Below are 20,090 nucleotides of genomic sequence, written 5' to 3' on the forward strand. Positions count from 1 at the left end.
GAAACCCGCAATGCCTTCCGTTCCCCTCGAAACCGAATGCGATGTACTGGTCATAGGTTCTGGCGCCGCCGGGCTGGCGGCGGCCGTCACGGCTGCCTGGCACGGGCAGAAGGTGATCGTGGTGGAGAAAGAACCGGTGTTTGGCGGTGCCACCGCCTGGTCCGGCGGCTGGGCCTGGGTGCCACGCAACCCACTGGCCCGCAGGGCCGGCATTGAGGAAGACATCGAGCAACCGCGGACTTATCTGCGCCATGAGCTGGGGGCACATTACAATGCCGAGCGCGTCGATGTCTTCCTTGAGGCGTGCCCGCACATGGTGGCGTTTTTCGAGAAGTACACGGCGTTGCAGTTTGCCGACGGCAACGGCATCCCGGACATGCATGGCGATACGCCGGGGGCGGCCCTTGGTGGCCACCAGGTGATCGCCGCGCCCTACGATGCCCGCGAGGTGGGCGCCCTGCTGCCGCGCTTGCGCAAGACCATGCGCGAAACATCGTTCATGGGCATGCCGATCATGGCCGGTGCCGACCTTGCCGCTTTCCTCAACATGACCCGTTCGCCCAAAGCCCTGCTGCACGTGTGCAAGCGCTTTGGTCGCCACCTGTACCACCTGGCCCGCCATGGTCGGGCCATGCACCTGGTCAACGGTGTGGCGCTGGTAGCGCGCCTGGCCAAATCGGCACAAGACCTGGGCGTGCGCCTGCAGGAATCGGCGCCAGCCAAGCGCCTGCTGATCGAGGATGGCCAGGTGCGTGGGGCATTGGTCGCCACGCCACAGGGCGAGCAGCTGATCCGCGCCAAGGCCGTGGTGCTCGCGGCAGGCGGCTTTCCCAACGACCACGCCCGGCGCCAGCAGCTGTTCCCGCGCGATACCAGCGGCCACGACAACCTGGCGCTGCCGCCCAAGGGGTGTTCCGGCGATGGCCTGCGGCTGGGTGAGTCCGCCGGCGGTGTGGTTGCTACCGACCTGAAGTCGCCAGTGGCATGGGCACCGGTTTCACAGGTGCCATATCGCGACGGCAGCGTCGGCCACTTCCCGCACATTATCGAGCGCGGCAAACCGGGCATTATCGGCGTGCTGGCCAACGGCAAGCGTTTCGTCAACGAAGCGCATGGCTATTACGACTATGTGTCGGCCATGGTCGCTGCAGTGCCACAGGGTCAGGAGGTGTGCTCGTGGCTGGTGTGCGATCATCGCTTCTTGCGCCGCTATGGCCTGGGGCATGCCCGCCCGGCACCGCTGCCGGTAGGCCCCCATGTGCGCAGCGGCTACCTGAAACGCGGCGCCACGCTCGAACAGCTCGCCCAGGCCTGCGGCATTGACCCGTCCGGGCTGCGCGCCACGGTCACTGACTTCAACACCCATGCCCGGGGCGGCCAGGACCCGGCGTTTGGCCGTGGTTCCACGCCGTTCAACCGCAAGCAGGGTGACCCACAGCACAAGGGCCCTAACCCTTGCGTGGCGCCCATCGAGCACGGGCCGTTCTATGCAGTGAAGGTAAAGCCCGGCTGCTTTGGCACCTTTGCCGGGTTGCGCACCGACGGCAATGCCCGTGTGCTGGATGAGGCCGGGCAGCCGATAGCAGGCCTGTACGCAGCAGGTACCGACATGGCCAGTGTATTGGGTGGCTGGTACCCGTCGGGCGGCATCAACCTGGGGCCGGCGCTGACCTTTGGCTATGTGGCCGCGCGGCACATTGCCGGGGCACAGGGGTATGAGTGAGCTGACTCCTCCCTCAGCTCACAGGCCTCGCTGCGCTGCGCTCCTGAATCTGCGCCAGCCAGTAGGCCACATCCACCTCGTCGATCTGCTCGGTGCGCAGGAAGCGCTCGGCATATTGACGGTATACCCCGCTGCTGAGGAACAGTTGTAGCAGTTGCCCGTCGACGTGCCCCTCGCGGGCCATGGACACCAGGATCTTCACCGATTCGGACAGCGTCTTCGGGGGTTTGTAAGGCCGGTCTGCTGCCGTCAGTGCTTCGAAGATGTCGGCAATCGCCATTACCCGCTCGGCGATGCCCAGGTCCTGCCCACCCAGACGGCGCGGATAGCCGCTGCCGTTCATCTTTTCGTGGTGGTTGCCGGCGATGTCGGGTACCCGCTTGAGTTGGCGCGGGAGCGGCAGCGCACTGAGCATGATAATGGTCTGCACGATGTGTTCGTTGATTTTGAAGCGTTCTTCATCCGTCAGCGTGCCACGGCGGATCGACAGGTTGTACAACTCGCCGTAGTTGCTGGCGTGGCCTGGCAGGTGCATGTCGAACCCCCAGATATTACGCGGGTCATCCTTGACCACCGGCGGCGTGCGGGTGCCCCAGGGCACGCAGTGCTCGGGGCGGTCGGCCAGCAATGGTTCCTCTGTCGGGAGTGCAGGCTGCGGCATGCCGACAAGGCGTTCCGCTTCATCACGGGAAATGCCCTGGCGATTATCAAAATGGCGCAGCCAACGGCGCTTGCCGATCACCTGCAAGCGCTGGATATCGGTGTCCTGCATGAACTCGCCGCCGATGTTGGCCTGGGCGACGAAAGCGAAGTCGTCCTGCAGCTCGGCCTGGTTTCGCTTCAGTGCGTCTTTCAGCACCTGCTGGTCGGCGCCACTGGCCAGGCCTTGCCAGTAGGCCAGCTCCGCGTCGCGCCACAGCACTTCGAAACGCATGCGTACTTCGTGGATGCGGTTGTACAGTGTCTCCAGCTTGGTCGCCTTGTCCACTACGTACTCGGGGCTGGTGACCTTGCCACAATCGTGCAGCCAGGCAGCCACACGGAACTCGTATCGCTCTGCCTCGGTCATGCTGAAGCTGGCGAACGGACCGCTGTCGGCTGCCACTGCCTGATCCAGCAGCATCTGCGCCAGCTGAGGCACCCGCTCGCAGTGGCCACCGGTATAAGGGCTCTTGGCATCGATGGCGTCTGCCAGCAGCTTGATCATGGCGTCCAGCAGGCGTTGCTGGGCTTCGACCAACTGGCGGGTTTCGATGGCCACTGCAGCCACACCGGACAACTCCTCGACAAAACGCCGAAATGCCTCGCCCACCCGTTCCTGCGCCTGCTCTTCGTCCATTTGCAGAACCAGGATGCCCAACAGTGCCCTGCTACGGTCATTCAGCACCACGGCCAGACTGCGCTCGTGCAGGCCAAGGGCCTTGGTCACTGCTACAGCCAAGTGCTGGTGGGCGCCTTCATCCACTGCCAGCTCGCTTGGGTATTGTTCACCGCGGTACGAGGCGGCCAGGCGCAGCAGAGCCTGTTCAGCGTCGTACAGGTAAACCATGCCGGCGTCGCCCCCGGCAGCTTCTACCAGATGGTTCAGCACGCCGTCGAGCATGCACTCCAGGTTTCGCTCACGGCTGAGCGTTAGGGTAATCGCCTGAAAGTGGCGAATAGTACCGGACATGCGGCTCAGCACGCAGCTCAACTCGCGCACTTCGGAAACCCGCGAGTGCACACCCACCTCACGGCTGAAATCAAAACTGGCCAAACCTTGAACCTGCTCGCGCAACAGCCGCAGCGGGCGACCAATGCGCCGGCCAAGCACACCGCCGAGCACCAGCAACACGGCCATCAGCGCCACGGTCCAGAGCAACTGCTCGAACAAGACTTTGCGTGCCCCCACCAGCAACTCGTGGCCTGGTACGGCAATCAGCACTTGCAAGTCGTGCCCGGCCAGGGTGGTCAGTTGCACACGAATGCCATACCAGGTCTGGCCGTCCACCTGGTAAGGCTGAGGCTGGTTGCCCTTCGGCAGGTCAGCGTACAGCTGCGCCAGGCTGGGAGCCCCCAGTTCGGCGACACGCGACAGGCGCACGCCTTGCCCTTCGTGCACGATTGCCCGCTGCGGGTCCGGATAGGCCACAACGTTGCCCTGGTCGTCGACCACAACAATCTCGGTACCTGGGGTCATGCGCAGGTCCTGAGTCTCGCTGGCCAAGTCGTTGACCGAGACATCCAGGCCGATCACGGCCCCACCATCGACGCTACGTTGGGCCATGGTCAAGCCAACCTCGCGGGTGGTGAAGAACACATAAGGACGCGTCAGCACGGTAGAGGGTTGTACCGTGGCTTCAACGAACCAGGGGCGCAGGCGTGGATCGTAGCGATAGTCAGGTTTGGCCTGGGTCTGCAACACGTTCAGCGCCCGATCATAAAAGCGCCACTCGCCCTGCACCTTGGCGCCGTCGCCATGGCTGACGCTCTGCACCAGAAAAGCCGTGCCCGGTGGAGCGGCGAAACGCTGCATCAGCTGCGGGTCACGCAGGCGACGCACCAGCAGGAACTCGCCGCTGGGGTAACCCAGATAGGCGGCGCTGAGCATGCGGTTGGCGTCCAGCATTTCCACCAGCTGTGGCAGCCGATCCAGGCGCTGTGCCTGGGTGTGCACCGTCGGGTTGTGGGCAAGCAGGCGAATGCTGCTTTGCGCCGGCTCGATCAGGCGCCTGGCGCGCTCGTCGATCGTCTTGGCAACCTGCTGGGCGGCATCGCCAGCAGCAGCCACAAGGGTTTGGCGAATACCGCGGTAACCCTGCCAGGCCAGGGCGGCGCCGAGCAGCAGCATGCCCAGCACGATGGCCAGCGCCACCAGCCACTGCAGTGAAATACCACGTCCTCTATTGCCAACGACACGCCCCGTCGACACGTAGCCCATCCCAGGTACTCCATGTGCGGCACATTGCCTTGGCTGATGTCTGCAGCAGTGTAGAGTGCATGTGAGCGTTCTGCCGGGCCGGCAACACGTTTACAGACGATCGTGCAAGGCTTTGTACCGCGACGCAGGCGACGTGGGCCATGATCAGGACATCAGCCGCGCAACTGGTACCAGGTGGTCTTGAGCTGCGAATACTTGTCGAACGAATGCAGCGACAGGTCGCGTCCAAACCCCGACTGCCTGCCTCCGCCGAACGGCACCGTCACATCCAGCGCATCGACCGTGTTCACCGATACGGTACCGGCTTTCAACGCCCGCGCTACCCGGTGCACCTGATTGAAGTCGTCGCTCCACACCGAGGCTGCCAGGCCATAGATGCTGTCGTTGGCAAGGTGAACCGCTTCTTCTTCCGTGTCGAAGGCGCTGACTGCCAGCACCGGGCCGAACACCTCCTCCCGCGCCAGGCTCATGCGGCCGTCGACACCGGCAAAAATGGTGGGCTCGATGTAGTTGTCCGAACCTTCGACGGTCAGGCGTCGGCCGCCACACACCAATCGCGCGCCCTCTTGCCCGGCACGCACGATGGCGGCCTCGATGCGGCCGGTCTGCTCGGCATCGACAATGGCCCCGGCGCGGCTCGCCGGGTCCAGCGGGTTACCGGGCAGCCACTGGCGAGCCTTGGCCTGCAGGCGCTCGATGAACTCATCGTGGATGGCACGCTGCACGTACAGCCGTGAGTTGGCCGAACACACCTCGCCCTGGTTGAAGAAAATGCCGAAGGCGGCCTTTTCCGCTGCCAGGTCCAGGTCCTGGCAGTTGTCGAACACCAGATTGGGGCTCTTGCCGCCGCACTCCAGCCACACCTGCTTGAGGTTGGACTGCGCCGAGTACTGCATGAAGTACTTGCCCACCTGGGTGGAGCCGGTGAATACCAGGCAGTCCACATCCGGGTGCAGGCCCAGCGCCTGCCCGGCCTGCTCGCCCAGGCCCGGCACGACGTTCAGTACGCCTTCCGGCAACCCCGCTTCCAGCGCCAGTTGGGCCAGGCGCAGGGCAGAGAACGGTGATTGCTCGGCGGGCTTGAGTACCACGCTGTTACCGGCAGCCAGCGCCGGGGCCAGCTTCCAGGCGGCCATGTCGAGGGGGAAATTCCACGGCACCACAGCCGCGACCACACCGAGTGCTTCGCGGGTAATGGTCGCCAGCGCAGTGGGCGCCGTGGGCGCCACCTGGTCGTACAGCTTGTCCAGCGCTTCGCCGTACCAGCCGAACACCTGTGCCGAGCCCGGCACGTCGATGTTGTAGGCATCCATCACCGGCTTGCCCATGTTCAGCGAGTCCAGCAATGCCAGTTCTTCACGATGGGCCATGACCAGCTCGGCCAGGCGCAGCAGCACTTTCTTGCGCTCGCCCGGCGCCATGCGCGGCCAGGGGCCTTGCTCGAAGGCCCGACGGGCGCTGGCAACGGCCAGGTCGACCTCGGCATGGCCGCAGGCGGCAACCTGTGCCATTACGTTGTTGGTGGCGGGGTTGATGGCAGCAAAGGTGGCGCCATCCTGTGCATTGACGGGTTTGCCGCTGATAAGCGCCTGGGATGGCAGATACAGATCCGAAGCGCGCTGTTGCCAGAATTCGAGGGTATACATTTGTACTCCTGGTAAGCATTGGAGCAATCTTTTGGATGGGGGCGTTGTCCCACGGATGAATCGCCGGGGCTGCTTTGCAGCCCAATCGCGACACAAGGCGCTCCCACAGGAGCAGCGTTGCCCCTGCAAGCGCCCCCAAAAGGCTTAGAGCTTGCCGACCAGCCGCGCCGTGCGGTCTACGGCTATCCGGGTCTTCTCCACCAGCTCATCCAGCTCGCTGTGGTTGGCGATCAACGCCGGGGCCATGATCATCCGGCCCAGGGTCGAACGAATGATCACCCCTTCCTCGAAACCAAAGGTGCGGCACTGCCAGGCCAGGTCGTTCTCATTGGCAAAGCGCTTGCGCGTAGGCTTGTGCTCGGCGAACTGCAGCGCCGCCACCAGCCCGGCCCCTTGTACCTGGCCGATCAAGGGGTGGTCGGCAAACACTTCCCGCAGGATGCGCTGCAGGTATGGCCCCGTGTCGTCCTTCACCTGGCGCACGATGCCTTCGTCACGCAACGCCTTCAGGTTGGCGATGGCCACCGCCGCCGCCACCGGGTGGCCGGAGTAGGTCAGGCCGTGGGCAAATACCCCGCCGCGTTCCACCAACGCCTCGGCAATGCGCTTGCTCAGCACCAGACCACCCATGGGCACATAGCCGCTGGTCAGGCCTTTGGCAATCGACAGGGTGTCGGGCTCGAAGCCGAAGTATTCATGGGCGAACCATTCGCCGGTGCGGCCAAAGCCACCGATCACCTCATCGGCGCACAGCAGCACGTCGTACTGGCGGCAAATGCGCTGGATTTCCGGCCAGTAGCTTTCCGGCGGGAAGATCATGCCGCCTGCCCCCTGGAAGGGTTCGGCAATGAAACCGGCAACGTTTTCGGCACCCAGTTCGAGGATCTTTTCCTCCAGTTGCAGGGCGCAGCGGCGGCCGAACTCGGCCGGGGTCAGTTCACCGCCCTCGGCGTACCAGTAAGGTTCGTCGATGTGCGCCACATCCGGAATCAACCCGCCCATGTCGTGCATGAACTTCATGCCGCCCAGCGCCGTGGCCGCCAGGGTCGAGCCGTGGTAGCCGTTCCAGCGGCCGATCATGATTTTCTTGTCCGGCTGGCCGACCACCTGCCAGTAGCGCCGCACGGTGCGGATCAGTACCTCGTTGGCCTCGGAGCCGGAGTTGGTGTAGATCGCGTGGCTGTAGTGCCCCGGCAGCAGGCTGAACAGCAGCTCGGACAGTTCGATCACCGCCGGGTGGGTGGTGTGGAAGAACATGTTGTAGTAGGCCAGCTGATCCATCTGCATGGCCGCGGCGGCCGTCAGGTCGCGGCGGCCATAACCGAGCTGGGTGCACCACAGGCCGGACATGCCATCCAGGTAGCGCTTGCCCTCGCTGTCCCACAGGTGCAGGCGTTCGCCACCGACGATCACCCGCGGCCCTTCGGCGTTCAGCGCCTTCTGGTCGAGGAAGGCATGAATGTGGTGGGCGGCATCGGCTGCCTGGTAGTCACGGGTCTGGCGTTGCGGGGCGAAAGGCGCGTTCATTGTTGGTTTTCCTTTGCGGTGGGGTTGCAGGGCAGCTGGCGCTCAGCGCAGCTTGCCCATGTAGCTTTCCAGCGGGTCCTTGCCCAGCACGCCCTGGGCATTGGCCAGCGCATCGATGAACAGGGAGAACAGCTCGGATTGGGTACCGATGTCGAGCTTGGCGTAGACGTTCTTGCGGTGCGACTTGATGGTGTCTTCCGACACCCCCAGCCGCTCGGCCAGCGACTTGGTCGAGTGACCACGCAGGATCAACTGGGCGATACGGCATTCACGCTCGGTCAGCAGCGAGCTGCCGAAGTTGTTCAGCGCGGCATGGATACGTTGCTCGAGGATGTTCTCGAAGCGCCCTGCGCGGCTGTCCAGCCCGGCAAAATGCTTGCCGAGCACCGCCAGCACCCAAGGCGTGATGAGCCCGAACAGCGTGCGGCTTTGCCCATCCAGCTTGTCGGTGAAGGCCAGCGATACCGCCAGGCTTTGCCCGGGTGCTACCTGCAGGATGTAGTTGAGTTCATCCTCCAGGTGCGAGTGACGGTAGAACGATTGGTAGTATTCGCTGACCTCGAAGTGATCGGGCGCCACTTCGAACAGGCCGTAGCAGCCGGATTCGACCTGTTCCACGCAAGCACCGTAGAACGGGTCAAGCAGGTAGAAGCCCGACAGGTAGCGGCTGACATTGCCTTCGGGCTGCCAAGGTGCCTTGTCATCCTGCTCGAACAGCGCACAGGGCATGCCGTCGTGCGGGTACAGGTACACCGTGGTCGCCTGGATCGGCCGGATTACACCCAGTGCAGCAAACAGGCTGGCGGCAAAGCCCGGCCGACCGATCGCCTCGGTGACCTTGGCCTGGTGCTCGAACCATTGTTCTGAAAGCAATTGATTAGTCACTGTGAGCCTGCCGTTTCTTCTCGGTGGCACCGCCGCCAGTGCGGTGCGTTGTTGAGCAGATACTCCCACGAGGCTGCAGGCACCGGAATCACCCTTTGGGGTGAGCCGGGCAAGGGCTATGTCCGCTCACCCCAAAGGGTGATTCCGGGTGCCTGCAGGGTGTGGGAGCATCAACCCGCCCCAGCGCTGCGAGCTTTCCGCTCGACCTCCTTGCATAGCACCTAACGGTCGCGAGCCTGCTCGCCCGCCGCGGTGTCCTGCATCCCTTTTCAGGAGTTAGCAATGCATACAACAACAAGTACAGCCCATCGCCCCGCCCCGCATGCACCCGCGCAAACCGGCACCAGCACCGGCCGCTTCCGCAAGTCCATGAGCATGACCGCCCTGGTGCTGTTTGGCCTGGCCTACATGGTCCCCCTGGCCGTATTCACCACCTACGGGCTGGTCACCCAGATGACCAAAGGGCACCTGCCCACCGCCTACCTGCTCACGCTCGCCGCCATGCTGCTGACCGCCTACAGTTACGGCCGCATGGTCCAGGCCCACCCCTACTCCGGCTCGGTCTACACCTACACGCGCAAGGCCTTCGGCAGCCATATCGGTTTCATCACCGGTTGGACACTGCTGCTCGACTACATCTTTCTGCCGCTGCTCAGCTACCTGCTGATCGGCATCTACATGTCGGAATACTTCCCGACCATCCCTGCCTGGGTGTGGGTGGCGGGCTCCATTGCCATGGTCACCTTCCTCAACCTGATCGGCATCGAGTCGATCACCCGGGTCAACTGGATCCTGGTGGTGGTGCAATTGGTGTTCATCATCGTCTTCGTCGCCCTGTCCATTCTCAAGCTCAGCGGACAGGCGGAGCCGGTTTCGCTGCTGGCCCCCTTGCACCACGAAGGCTTCAGCGTGCCATTGATCATGACCGGCGCCGCCGTGCTGTGCCTGTCGTTCCTTGGCTTCGATGCGGTATCGACCATGGCTGAGGAAACCAGTAACCCCACCTACCGCATTCCCGTGGCGATTCTGGCGGTGTCGTTGATCGGCGGCCTGCTGTTTCTGGTGGTGTCTTATTGCGCACAGATGGTGTTCCCCGACTGGGGCAGTTTCGCCGACCCGGATTCGGCGTCGGTGGACGTGATGCGCCGGGTGGGCGGCGAGCTGCTGGTAACCGCCTTCACCGCTACCTACGTGGCCGGCTGCTTCGCCTCGGCCATGGTGTCCCAAGCCAGCGTGTCGCGCGTACTGTTCGCCATGGGCCGCGACGGCGCATTGCCGCGAGCATTCGGCCAACTGGTGACGAAAAAGCGCGTGCCCGCCACTGCCATCCTGGTGGTCAGCCTGCTGTCGCTGATCGCTCTGGTGATTACCCTGGATACCGTGGCGAACATGATCAGCTTTGGCGCACTGTTCGCCTTCTCGGCCGTAAACCTGGCGGTGGTCAAGCACTACCTGGTTGACCAGAAACTGCGCGGTTGCCGCAACTGCCTGCTGTACGGCGCCATTCCCGGCCTGGGCTTTCTCAGCACGCTGTGGCTATGGAGCAGCCTGACCAGCCTGTCGTTCACCATCGGCCTGTTCTGGATGGGCCTGGGCCTGTTGGTGCTACTGGGGTTGACCCGGGCATTTCGCGTGAAACTGCCGGAGTTGCAGATGGCCGAGTGAGACCCTGACGCCTTGTGTGAGCGCTGCAGCATGGCATCGCGAGCATCCGGGTGATAACTGCTCGTTATCACCCATACCGGCCGCTTCGCGGTATTACCCCGCTGAAAGGCCGGCATTGGCGCCTCGAGCTGTATACAATCAGCAAAAAGCTTGCTTACAATACCGGGCGCCTATGACATCGGTAATCGCCGATGCGTATTGCGCAGGCTTGCACCATGTCATCTACAACCCCTGCAAAAACGCTCCTTGTCAAAAACGCCGCACTGCTGGTCACCATGGACGGCGAACGCCGCGAAATCAGGAACGGCGGCCTGTTCATCGAAGACAACCTGATCAAGCAGGTCGGCCCCAGCGATAGCCTCCCGCAAAACGCCGACGTGATTCTGGACATGGCCGGCAAGGTGGTCATCCCAGGCCTGGTCAACACCCACCACCACATGTACCAGAGCCTCACCCGCGTGGTACCGGCAGCTCAGGACGGCGAGCTGTTCAACTGGTTGACCAACCTGTACCCGATCTGGGCGCGCCTGACCCCCGAGATGATCGCGGTGTCGACCCAGACCGCCATGGCCGAGTTGATTCTGTCCGGCTGCACGACCTCCAGCGACCACCTGTATATCTACCCCAACGGCTGCAAGCTCGACGACAGCATCCACGCGGCTGCCGAGATCGGCATGCGCTTCCACGCCGCGCGCGGGAGCATGAGCGTGGGCCAGAGCCAAGGCGGCCTGCCACCTGACTCGGTGGTGGAAAAGGAAGCCGATATACTCAAGGAGTCGCAACGCCTGATCGAGGACTACCACGATGCCAGCCACGGCTCGATGCGCCGCATCGTGGTCGCGCCATGCTCGCCGTTCTCGGTCAGCCGCGACCTGATGCGCGAAGCTGCCGTGCTGGCACGCCAGTATGGGGTGTCGCTGCACACTCACCTGGCCGAGAACGTCAACGACATCGCCTACAGCCGCGAGAAGTTCGGCATGACCCCAGCCGAGTACGCCGAAGACCTTGGCTGGGTCGGCCATGATGTATGGCATGCCCACTGCGTGCAGCTCGACCAGCACGGCATCGAGCTGTTCGCCCGCACCGGCACCGGCGTCGCCCACTGCCCATGCTCGAACATGCGGCTGGCCTCGGGCATCGCCCCGGTACGCAAGATGCGCGACCACGGCGTACCGGTGGGCCTGGGGGTCGATGGCTCTGCCTCCAACGACGGCGCCAGCATGATCGGTGAAGTGCGCCAGGCTCTGCTGCTGCAACGAGTAGGCTTCGGCCCTGACGCGATGACCGCACGCGAAGCACTGGAAATTGCCACCCTGGGTGGCGCGAAAGTGCTCAACCGCAATGATATCGGCGCCCTGGCCCCGGGCATGGTCGCCGATTTCGTTGCCTTCGACCTGGGCCATGTGGCGTATGCCGGCGGCCACCACGACCCATTGGCGGCACTGGTGTTCTGCACCCCGACCCAGGTGCATACCAGCGTGATCAACGGCCGCGTCGTGGTGAAAGACGGCCAGCTGGCCACTGTCGACCTGCCGCGCGTACTGGAGCGCCACAACCAGCTGGCACTTCAGCTGGTGAGTGGCACTTGAGGCCAGGCATCGGCGCGGCATCGCCGGTTTGAATGAAGGTCATGCGCAGCCCTTTGGGCTGCGCTGTCACGCAGAGAGATGTCCAGTCAAAGGTCCATGACCATCTCATGCCAGGCCATGCCGCCGTGGTCCGACGGCGACGGTTTCACGTATTGGTAGCCCAGCTTCTGGTACAGGGCCACATGCTGCTCCTTGCACATCAGGTGAATGGTCTGCTTGCCCGCCGCCTGCATGCGCCCGATGAATTCGTTCATCAACACTTTGGCGTAGCCTTTGCCCTGGTGGGCCGGGTCGACAACCACCGACATGATCACCACGTTCGCTGCCGCCGGATCATGGCCGACCAGCTCTTTGAAGGCCTCGTCGGACATCACGACCTCGTGGGCGCAGCCACTGTTGATGAAACCCACGATCTCGCCGTCACTTTCCAGCACCAGGAAGCCTTGTGGGTACTGCGTGATACGGGTGCGGATTTTCTCCAGCGTGGCCGCCTCATCCCCTTCATAGGCGCCAATTTCGATGGCGTAGCAACGCTCGGCATCTGCGAGAACGGGGGTGCGGAACTGGAGGGCGCTCATGGCAAGTATCCTTGGCAATGGTAAAGGCAGCCGCCATGATAAATGAGCCTCGACCTTGCGCTCCATCATCGCGAACTCGGTCAGGTCGGGCGTGAGACGCTTGCTGCTTGCCAAGGATGGCAAGCATCATGGGGACCTTGCTCTATGCCACGGATACGCCGATGACCGCTGTAACTCCCCCCTTCACCGAACCAAGCCGCTGCAAACGCCTGAAAGCGGCCAGCAGCAGGGACCATGACAGCGTCGATCAACTGGTAATGGCAGCGCGGCCTTTCGAGAACCGCGAGCGTTATGGGCACTTCCTGCAGGTACAGCACCGCTTCCATGGCAGCCTGCTGGCGTTGTATCAGGATGAACAGCTCAACCAGCAACTGCCGGGGCTGGCGGCGCTGTCACGTTTGGCGGCAGTCGAGGCCGACCTGCGCGACCTGGGCTTGCCGCTGCCAACGTCCACCCAACCCGTCCGTGTCAGCTCGGCCCAGGCCTTGGGATGGCTGTATTGCAGTGAAGGTTCCAACCTGGGGGCGGCGTTTCTGTTCAAGCACACGCAACGTCTTGGGCTGGAGGGTGACAAGGGGGCCCGCCACCTGGCCCCCCACCCGGATGGCCGAGCGCTGCATTGGCGCGCATTTGTTGCCAGGCTGGACAGCCTGGTGCTGGGGGAGCAGGAGGAAGCAGAGGTAGTGAAAGGGGCGATTGCTGCGTTCGACAGTTACCGGCGGCATTTGCGTGAGGTGTTTGCAGACCTGTGACTGACCAGTGGGGCACTCCTGGCAGAGGCTTCACAGCGCCAACCACCCCGGCAAAGTTCTTCAAGTTGTTGCTGTGGCGAACTTTTTCCTGATTCCCTGTCTATGTGTGAGGCACAGAAAGGTAGCGCAACCCGAGACAAGGTTCGCCCCACACCTGCTGGCCAGATGGCTCATTCGTTATCAGAGGTTGGCAACGCTCATGAAAAAACATGTCGCAAGGTTGGTGCTGCTCGGCCTGTGCTCGCTCGCGGCGGTGGGCACGGCATCGGCAACGCAAATGAAAGCCGCCGAACCGGTTTCACCGGCTGTCCAGTCACCGTTAAAGCCAGCCGGCAACCCTTGGCCGAGCGTGGCCAGCGTGGCCATTGAACAGCCGGCCACGCTCCTGGCGCATGGTGACGATCGCTGGCACGACCACCGAAGCGACTGGCGCCGCGAACAGTGGCGGCGTGAACAAGCCCGCCGGGACTGGGAGCGGCGGCGCGACTGGGAACGGCGCCGTGATTGGGAGCGCCGCCATGAGCGCGCTATGCGCCAGCGTCATTATGACGAGCATCATTACTACCGCCGTTGAAGCCCATGCGATCGGTGTAGAGGCGGTGTCAGTCGGCCTGCTGTGAACGCTCGCCCACCGCCTCTGCCTCCATCTTCAAGCGGTCCGCCTTGCAGATGTACTTGGGCTTGCGTGGCGCCAGTTTGGCACTGGCCTTTTTGGCATGCGCCTGCAATAGCTGCTTGATCTTCTTACGACGGTTCATGGTCTACGGGGCCTTTCAGGACGTTTTCGCTGCCGCCATCATACCTCGGCAGCCTGGGGAAAACGCGGTGAACGGGCCCAGTTTATGCCGTCTACGGTCATGCAGGTCACAGGATTCACCGCGTTGACGTTATTTTCACAGTCCGCAGATTAGCGTCACGTACTTTCCGGCCGCGCGCACATCCGCTGGCCGCCAAGGTATGACGAGGCATACGTGTCAAACACTACATCCCCCGCCGCGCACAAGCGCATAGACTGGGCCGGCCTCGGCTGGCTCTTGCTGTTCTTCTGGTATTTTTCCGGTGTAACCCAGGCGTTGCTGCTGTTCAGCGGGACGACCGGCTTCGCCGGTTTTCGCGATGCCTTGTTCCTCAGCAGCCTGTGGCTGGCGCCCGTCCTGTTGCTGCCGCGCTTCACCCGCGCCACCACGGCGATCATCGGTGTGGTGCTGTGGGCTGCATCGCTGGTGGGCCTGAGCTACTTCGGCATCTATCGCCAGGAATTTTCACAAAGCGTCATCTTTGTGATGTTCGAGTCCAACACCGCCGAGGCGGGTGAGTACTTCAGCCAATACTTCAGCGTGGGGCTGGGCCTGGCGCTGGTGCTGTACACGCTGGTCGCGGTATTGCTGTGGCGGCGCGTGCGCCCGGTCAGCCTGCCGCTGCGCAGCCGCCTGCCGGTGGTCGTGCTATTGCTGGTGGCCAACCTGGTCATGCCGTTCTACAAACAGATGGTCACCCAGGAGCGCAACTTCGCCGATGCGCTCGAAAAAGTGCAGCAGCGAATGGAACCTGCCGTACCTTGGCAGTTGCTGGTCGGCTACCAACAGTACCGCCAGCAACTGGAGAACATGCAGAAACTGCTGGCCCAGAATGCCGCACTGCCCCCGCTGCAAAACCTGCGAGACAGCAGTGGTACGGCGCCACGCACCCTGGTACTGGTGCTCGGCGAGTCGACCACCCGCGAGCACATGCACCTGTATGGCTATAACCGCGATACCACGCCCAACCTCGACGCGCTGGCCGCCAGCGACAAGGGCCTGACCGTGTTCCGCGACGTGGTCTCACCACGCCCGTACACCATCGAAGTGATGCAGCAGATCCTCACGTTCGGCGACGAGCAGAACCCGGACCGCTTCCTCAGCGACCCGTCGCTGATCAACCTGCTGAAACAGGCAGGCTACAAGACCTTCTGGATCACCAACCAGCAGACCTTGACCAAGCGCAACACCATGCTCACCACCTTCTCGCAGCAAACAGACGCGCCGGTGTACCTGAACAACCAGCGCAACCAGAATGCCCACCAGTACGATGACGTGGTGCTTGCACCGTTCGAGAAGGCCCTGCAAGACCCTGCGCCCAACAAGTTCATCATCGTGCACCTGCTGGGCACGCACATGGACTACCGCTACCGCTACCCGGACGACTACGCGCACTTCAACGACAAGCAGGGTGTGCCAGCCAAGCTGACGGCGGACCAGGTAGAAACCTACAACTTCTATGACAACGCGGTGCGCTACAACGACTATGTGGTGTCGGCCCTGATCAAGCGTTATGCGGCAGGCAACCCCAACGGGTTCCTGATGTACCTGTCCGACCATGGTGAAGACGTGTACAGCTCCGGTGACCACGACCGCCTGGGGCGAAACGAAGGTGCACCGACCCGGCCGATGTACACCATCCCGTTCCTGCTGTGGACCTCACCTAGCTGGCAGGCCGAGCACCTGCGTGACTTGAAGGCAATGGTCAACCGCCCCTACAGCAGTTCGCACCTGATCCATACCCTGTCAGACCTGGCCGGATTGAGCTACGACCGCTATGAACCGGCCAAGAGCCTGGTGAGCCCACAGTTCGTGGTAGCGCCACGCTGGATCGGCGACCCGTATCGCAAGGATGGCTTGCGCGACTTCGATCAGCTGCCGCTGGACAAGGCCGACGGGGTACAGGAAACAGCCAGCACCCGGCAGTAACAAGGCCACGGTTCATATAGGGCAGCTACCCTGCCGTGCACTCCCCCGCACCGCCTCGGCCAACTTGCGCAGGTTGGCCTGGTGCGCATTCACCAGGCTGGTGATGCTGTTGTCCGCGGCAGTCTGCACGGACGTACGGCACGTCAGCTCGGCCTGCCCTTGCAGTTTCAAGCGCCACACGGCTTCCAGCGAGGCGTAGCGCCCTGGTACCGTGTCGAAGCGCTGCACATCCACCCGCAGCGACGCCTTGCCACCGCCGGCCGGGCCGCCCAACAGGTCCTGCAGGGCGCTGCGGAATTCATCCGCCAGGTTGGCGCCCCACCACTCCGTCTCCAGAATGGCCAGGCCGCTCTGCCCTTGCCGCACCACCAACTGTGGGCGGTCGACCTGGGGTGGCACAGCCACCCTGGCCACCTGGATGCGCTGGCCGCTGTCACGTACCGGCTCGCTCGGTACCAACGTGTGGTAATTGTTCGGCGTACTGCTGCAGCCCCCGAGCCACACCAGCAGGCTGGCCACACATACATTGCGCAGTCGTTGCATCGGCTATTTCCTCAGGGGGCAAGGTCTGCGGGTCCGGCCGCTTTCGGCCGGCCACGAATCAGTGACTCGGGGTGTCGGCCCAGGTAATCGGCAAGGTCACGTAGCGAACGCGACATGCGCTCCAGCTCGTCCAGTGTTTCACCCATTCGCTCGCGCTGCGGCGAGTCTTCGGCTATGGCCGAGTTGGCCGTGCGCAGGGTCTTGTGCACCTCGTCCAGCGCCACCTTCACCTCGGGCAGTGTCTGGCCATTGAACTGCCGGAGGCTGGCGCGCAGCTCACGCAGGCTGCCGTCCAGGTTACCGGCAATGCTTTCCAGCGGCAGCTTGGCAATGCGCTCCACCACCCGCTGCAGCTGTTCCTGCAACTGCTCAAGGCTGCCGGGCAGCGTCGGGATCATGATGGGGTTGGCAGCCATGTCGAAGGCCACCTTGGGGGCATCCGGGTAGAAGTCCAGCGAAATGAACATCTGCCCGGTGATCAGGTTGCCGCTACGCGCCTGGGCCCGCAGCCCATGTTCGACAAACGTGCCAATCAGTTTCCGCGCACCTTCCAAATCGCCCTCGGTGTGCTTGAACACCGCCAGCATCTTGCGGTGCACCGGCCCCAGCCGCTGCGGGTAGATCACCGCATCGACCACCACCGGGAAGGTCTGCCGCGTGGCATCGTAATCGAGCTGGATCGAAGTGACCCGGCCAAACTCCACACCCTTGAATTCCACGGGCGCCCCCACCGACAGGCCTCGCATGGCCTGGTCGAAACGCAACTGAAGGTACTGCGCCTGGCCATGCGGAGGCGACAGCGCCATGTCGCGGTCAGCAAATAGCTGAAAGCGGGCCTGGTCGGCAGCAGGCTCGGCTTGGACGGCGAAATCGGGCGAGCCGAAGGCCAGCCCGCCCACCAGAATCGACGACAGCGATTCGGTATCGACCTTCAGGCCATTGGCACCGATCTGCATGTCGATGCCACTGGCATTCCAGAAGCGCGTGTCAGCAGTGACGAATGTGTCGTAGGGCGCCTGCACGAACACGCCAATCTCTACCCCTTTGCCATCGCCCTGGAGGGCAAAGGACACCACTTCGCCCACCGGGATCTTGCGGTAGTAGATCGCAGAGCCGATATCCAGCGAACCCAGGTCGCTGGCGACAAGAACAAATCGCTTGCCTTTTTCGTCATAAGTGATCGGCGGTGGCAGCTCCAGGCCGACAAAAGACTTTTCCGGCACCTTCGACTCGCCGGAATCGGCCCCGATGAAACTGCCAGAAAAGAGCGTGTCCACGCCGGAAACCCCGCCCATGCCGATGCGCGGTCGCACCACCCAGAAGCGCGCGCCCCGCGTGGCGAACGAACGGGCATCGTGGGAGAGCTGTACCTTGGCCACCACGCTCTTCTTGTCGTCGGCCAAGTCCACCGTGGTCACTTCGCCAATCACCACGCTGCGGTACTTTACCTGGGTCTTGTGCGCCACCAATCCCTCGCCGCTGTGGAAAGAAATGCTGATCACCGGCCCTTGCTGCATCCAGTTGCGCACCACCAGCGAAGCGCCGATCAGGATCGCCAGGATCGGCACGATCCATACCAGCGATACACTCCAACGCCGGGTGCGCACTTCAACCTGCCCAGCGCCCTCGCGCTTGTCAGTCTGTTGCCCCATCAATGCGGCCTCCCCTCGTTGGCATGGCTATCCCAGATCAGGCGTGGATCAAAGCTCATGGCAGAGAACATGGTCAGCACTACCACCATGCCAAAGAACAGAATGCCCACGCGCGGCTCGATGGTGCCCAGCCCGCGCAGTTGCACCAGCGCAGCCACCAACGCCACTACCATCACATCGAGCATGGACCAATAGCCGATCAGCTCGACGAAGCGATACAGCTGCGAACGCTGCCGGCAGGCCCAGGAAGAACCCCGCTGGGCAGTGAACAGCAGCAGGCCAAGGGAAAAGAACTTGATGGCGGGCACGCCCACGCTGGCAATGAAAATGATCAGCGCGATGTCCCAGGCCCCGGCCGCCCAGAACTCCAGCACGCCGCCGCCAATGGTGCTGTCTGTGCCACTGCCGAGCATTTCGGTGTGCATCACCGGCAGCAGGTTGGCAGGGATGTAGAAAATCAGGGCCGCCAGCAGAAACGCCCAGCCACGGCTGATGGCATTGGTCTTGCGCCGGTGAATGACGGCGCCGCAACGGTTGCAGGTGTGCGCGCCACTGCGCGTGTCGCATGCCTGGCCACAGCCATGGCACAGACACAAGCCAAGGTCGTGCGCCTTGGCTGGGGCAGTCATACCTGCTCCCACAAGTCGCGGATGTCCTTGCCGGCAATGTGGATAATCAACAGGCTCAGTGCAGCCAGGGCCAGCAGGCCGATACCAGGGATCACATCGAGCAGCCCGGCCAGCTTTATCACCGCCACCATCGCCCCCAGCAGACACACCTCCAGCATGCTCCAGGGCCGCAGGCTTTCAAGGCCACGCATGCACAGGGCAAAACCGGGGGCACGCTGACTGGCAAGGGCAAAACTCAACACCCAGCACAGCAGGGCAATTTGCAACAGCGGCGCAAAAATGATCGACAGCGCCATGACCAGGGCGATGAAGGTGATACTGCCGTGACTGAGGATTTGCACGGCGTCCCACAAGGTGGCCGAGTGGGTCAGCCCCTGCATGCCAATGGTCATCACCGGGTAATAGTTGGCGAACACCAGCAGGAGACCGCCAGTCACACTCAATGCCAGCCGCTGCTCGATGGTCAGTGACCTGTGCCGGTACAGCACGCCGCCACAGCGCGGGCAAAGGGCACGTTGATGCTTGAGCAGCGGTGCACGGTGGTACACCGTGTCACAATACTCGCAGATGATCAGATCTTGCGTCTGGCTCATGGTTTGCCCGCAGGTAGCCTGGGATCAGGCCAAGAGGCTAATCGGAACGGCGTCTGATATCCGGTTTAGACCATCTGGGCAAAACTTCCATCACGACATCAACGGGGAACTATCCTGTGAGGCGGGGCTTTCCGCCCGGTGGAGGTGTGCCATGCGTACGTTCACGTGGAGTTACCTGTTGATGCTGCTGTGCGCAGCATCGGCCGCCCAGGCGCAGTCGGTGGTGCCGCTCAAGGGCCAGAGCAGCCAGCAGATGCAACTGGATATCAACGATTGCAATACCGTCGCCACCAATGCCGCAAACGGCACAGCGACGTCCAGCGCCCCCCATGTCGGTGGCCGGGTTCGCGGTGCAGCTGCGGGTGCCGCCGCCGGTGCTGTAGGCGCGCAGGTACGCGGCAACCAGCATGACGCGTTGTATGACCGGGTGGGTGACGACGCCAAGCAGCAATACCGGCAGAACCGCGCTGGCGAAGTAGCCGCCGCCGGGGCCGCGGTCGGTGGCATGCGCCAGCGTCAGGACCGGCGCCAGGACAGGCGCAGCCAGGGCGAGGCAAAAACCCAGGCCCATGCCAGCGCCTACAGCGGTTGCCTGCAGGGGCGCGGCTACCAGGTCAACCCCTGAGCCATGCCACGCCATGCTGCTCCTGCCGGGGTGGCAT

At 63.3% G+C, this 20,090-nt stretch carries 17 protein-coding genes; 7 read left to right on the top strand and 10 right to left on the bottom strand.

The window, feature by feature from the left end; all coding sequences use genetic code 11:
* Nucleotides 1–10 precede the first annotated feature (10 nt).
* On the top strand, nt 11–1,723 hold the full coding sequence (locus LVS58_RS19805; RefSeq protein ID WP_233692454.1) for an FAD-dependent oxidoreductase: 1,713 nt from the start codon (nt 11–13) through the stop codon (nt 1,721–1,723).
* Nucleotides 1,724–1,736: 13 nt separating this feature from the next.
* On the opposite strand, the gene LVS58_RS19810 is transcribed toward LVS58_RS19805, so the two are convergent.
* From LVS58_RS19810 to LVS58_RS19825, 4 genes are all read right to left on the bottom strand, one after another.
* A complete protein-coding gene (locus LVS58_RS19810) occupies nt 1,737–4,643 on the bottom strand; it encodes an HD domain-containing phosphohydrolase (protein ID WP_233692455.1) in 2,907 nt (968 codons plus the stop codon).
* Nucleotides 4,644–4,795: 152 nt separating this feature from the next.
* Nucleotides 4,796–6,289, bottom strand: coding sequence for an aldehyde dehydrogenase (locus tag LVS58_RS19815; protein WP_233692456.1), 1,494 nt, complete (start codon nt 6,287–6,289; stop codon nt 4,796–4,798).
* Nucleotides 6,290–6,433: 144 nt separating this feature from the next.
* Nucleotides 6,434–7,816 (bottom strand): aspartate aminotransferase family protein, encoded by a 1,383-nt coding sequence (locus LVS58_RS19820; RefSeq protein WP_233692457.1) that lies wholly within the window; start codon nt 7,814–7,816, stop codon nt 6,434–6,436.
* 42 nt (nt 7,817–7,858) lie between these two features.
* Nucleotides 7,859–8,701 carry a helix-turn-helix domain-containing protein gene (locus tag LVS58_RS19825; RefSeq protein ID WP_020192280.1) on the bottom strand — a complete coding sequence of 281 codons (843 nt, stop codon included), beginning with the start codon at nt 8,699–8,701 and terminating at the stop codon, nt 7,859–7,861.
* A gap of 282 nt (nt 8,702–8,983) precedes the next feature.
* Here LVS58_RS19825 and LVS58_RS19830 point away from each other — a divergent pair, with 282 nt between their 5' ends.
* Together LVS58_RS19830 and LVS58_RS19835 are read left to right on the top strand one after the other, a co-directional pair.
* Nucleotides 8,984–10,366, top strand: coding sequence for an APC family permease (locus LVS58_RS19830; protein ID WP_233692458.1), 1,383 nt, complete (start codon nt 8,984–8,986; stop codon nt 10,364–10,366).
* Between the two features lie 215 nt (nt 10,367–10,581).
* Nucleotides 10,582–11,955, top strand: a complete 1,374-nt coding sequence (locus LVS58_RS19835) for an 8-oxoguanine deaminase (protein WP_233692459.1) — start codon at nt 10,582–10,584, stop codon at nt 11,953–11,955.
* A gap of 86 nt (nt 11,956–12,041) precedes the next feature.
* Here LVS58_RS19835 and LVS58_RS19840 read toward each other — a convergent pair whose 3' ends face one another.
* Complete coding sequence (locus tag LVS58_RS19840; protein ID WP_233692460.1) at nt 12,042–12,533, bottom strand: GNAT family N-acetyltransferase; 492 nt, start codon at nt 12,531–12,533, stop codon at nt 12,042–12,044.
* Between the two features lie 161 nt (nt 12,534–12,694).
* Between LVS58_RS19840 and LVS58_RS19845 the strand changes: the two genes are divergently transcribed.
* Together LVS58_RS19845 and LVS58_RS19850 are read left to right on the top strand one after the other, a co-directional pair.
* Nucleotides 12,695–13,285, top strand: coding sequence for a biliverdin-producing heme oxygenase (locus tag LVS58_RS19845; protein WP_233692461.1), 591 nt, complete (start codon nt 12,695–12,697; stop codon nt 13,283–13,285).
* Between the two features lie 199 nt (nt 13,286–13,484).
* Nucleotides 13,485–13,859: a hypothetical protein gene (locus LVS58_RS19850; RefSeq protein WP_233692462.1), complete on the top strand. Its 375-nt coding sequence runs from the start codon at nt 13,485–13,487 to the stop codon at nt 13,857–13,859.
* A 28-nt stretch (nt 13,860–13,887) separates the two neighbouring features.
* Here LVS58_RS19850 and LVS58_RS19855 read toward each other — a convergent pair whose 3' ends face one another.
* A complete protein-coding gene (locus tag LVS58_RS19855) occupies nt 13,888–14,043 on the bottom strand; it encodes a DUF2986 domain-containing protein (RefSeq protein ID WP_233692463.1) in 156 nt (51 codons plus the stop codon).
* A 213-nt stretch (nt 14,044–14,256) separates the two neighbouring features.
* Between LVS58_RS19855 and LVS58_RS19860 the strand changes: the two genes are divergently transcribed.
* A complete protein-coding gene (locus LVS58_RS19860) occupies nt 14,257–16,011 on the top strand; it encodes a phosphoethanolamine transferase CptA (protein ID WP_233692464.1) in 1,755 nt (584 codons plus the stop codon).
* 12 nt (nt 16,012–16,023) lie between these two features.
* On the opposite strand, the gene LVS58_RS19865 is transcribed toward LVS58_RS19860, so the two are convergent.
* Genes LVS58_RS19865 through LVS58_RS19880 form a run of 4 tightly spaced genes read right to left on the bottom strand, consistent with a single transcriptional unit; the run spans nt 16,024 to nt 19,428 of the window.
* A complete protein-coding gene (locus LVS58_RS19865; RefSeq protein ID WP_233692465.1) occupies nt 16,024–16,554 on the bottom strand; it encodes a PqiC family protein in 531 nt (176 codons plus the stop codon).
* An 11-nt stretch (nt 16,555–16,565) separates the two neighbouring features.
* On the bottom strand, nt 16,566–18,206 hold the full coding sequence (locus LVS58_RS19870; RefSeq protein ID WP_233692466.1) for a PqiB family protein: 1,641 nt from the start codon (nt 18,204–18,206) through the stop codon (nt 16,566–16,568).
* Entirely contained in the window at nt 18,206–18,835 is a 630-nt protein-coding gene (locus LVS58_RS19875; RefSeq protein WP_233692467.1) for a paraquat-inducible protein A, read from the bottom strand. The genes LVS58_RS19870 and LVS58_RS19875 overlap by 1 nt, the downstream gene beginning before the upstream one ends.
* A complete protein-coding gene (locus tag LVS58_RS19880; protein WP_233692468.1) occupies nt 18,832–19,428 on the bottom strand; it encodes a paraquat-inducible protein A in 597 nt (198 codons plus the stop codon). Before LVS58_RS19880 ends, LVS58_RS19875 begins: the two co-directional genes overlap by 4 nt.
* Nucleotides 19,429–19,579: 151 nt before the next feature.
* Between LVS58_RS19880 and LVS58_RS19885 the strand changes: the two genes are divergently transcribed.
* On the top strand, nt 19,580–20,053 hold the full coding sequence (locus tag LVS58_RS19885; RefSeq protein WP_233692469.1) for a YMGG-like glycine zipper-containing protein: 474 nt from the start codon (nt 19,580–19,582) through the stop codon (nt 20,051–20,053).
* Nucleotides 20,054–20,090: the final 37 nt, after the last annotated feature.

The organism is Pseudomonas sp. JR33AA, from assembly GCF_021378985.1.
In the GTDB taxonomy this organism is placed as follows: domain Bacteria; phylum Pseudomonadota; class Gammaproteobacteria; order Pseudomonadales; family Pseudomonadaceae; genus Aquipseudomonas; species Aquipseudomonas alloputida.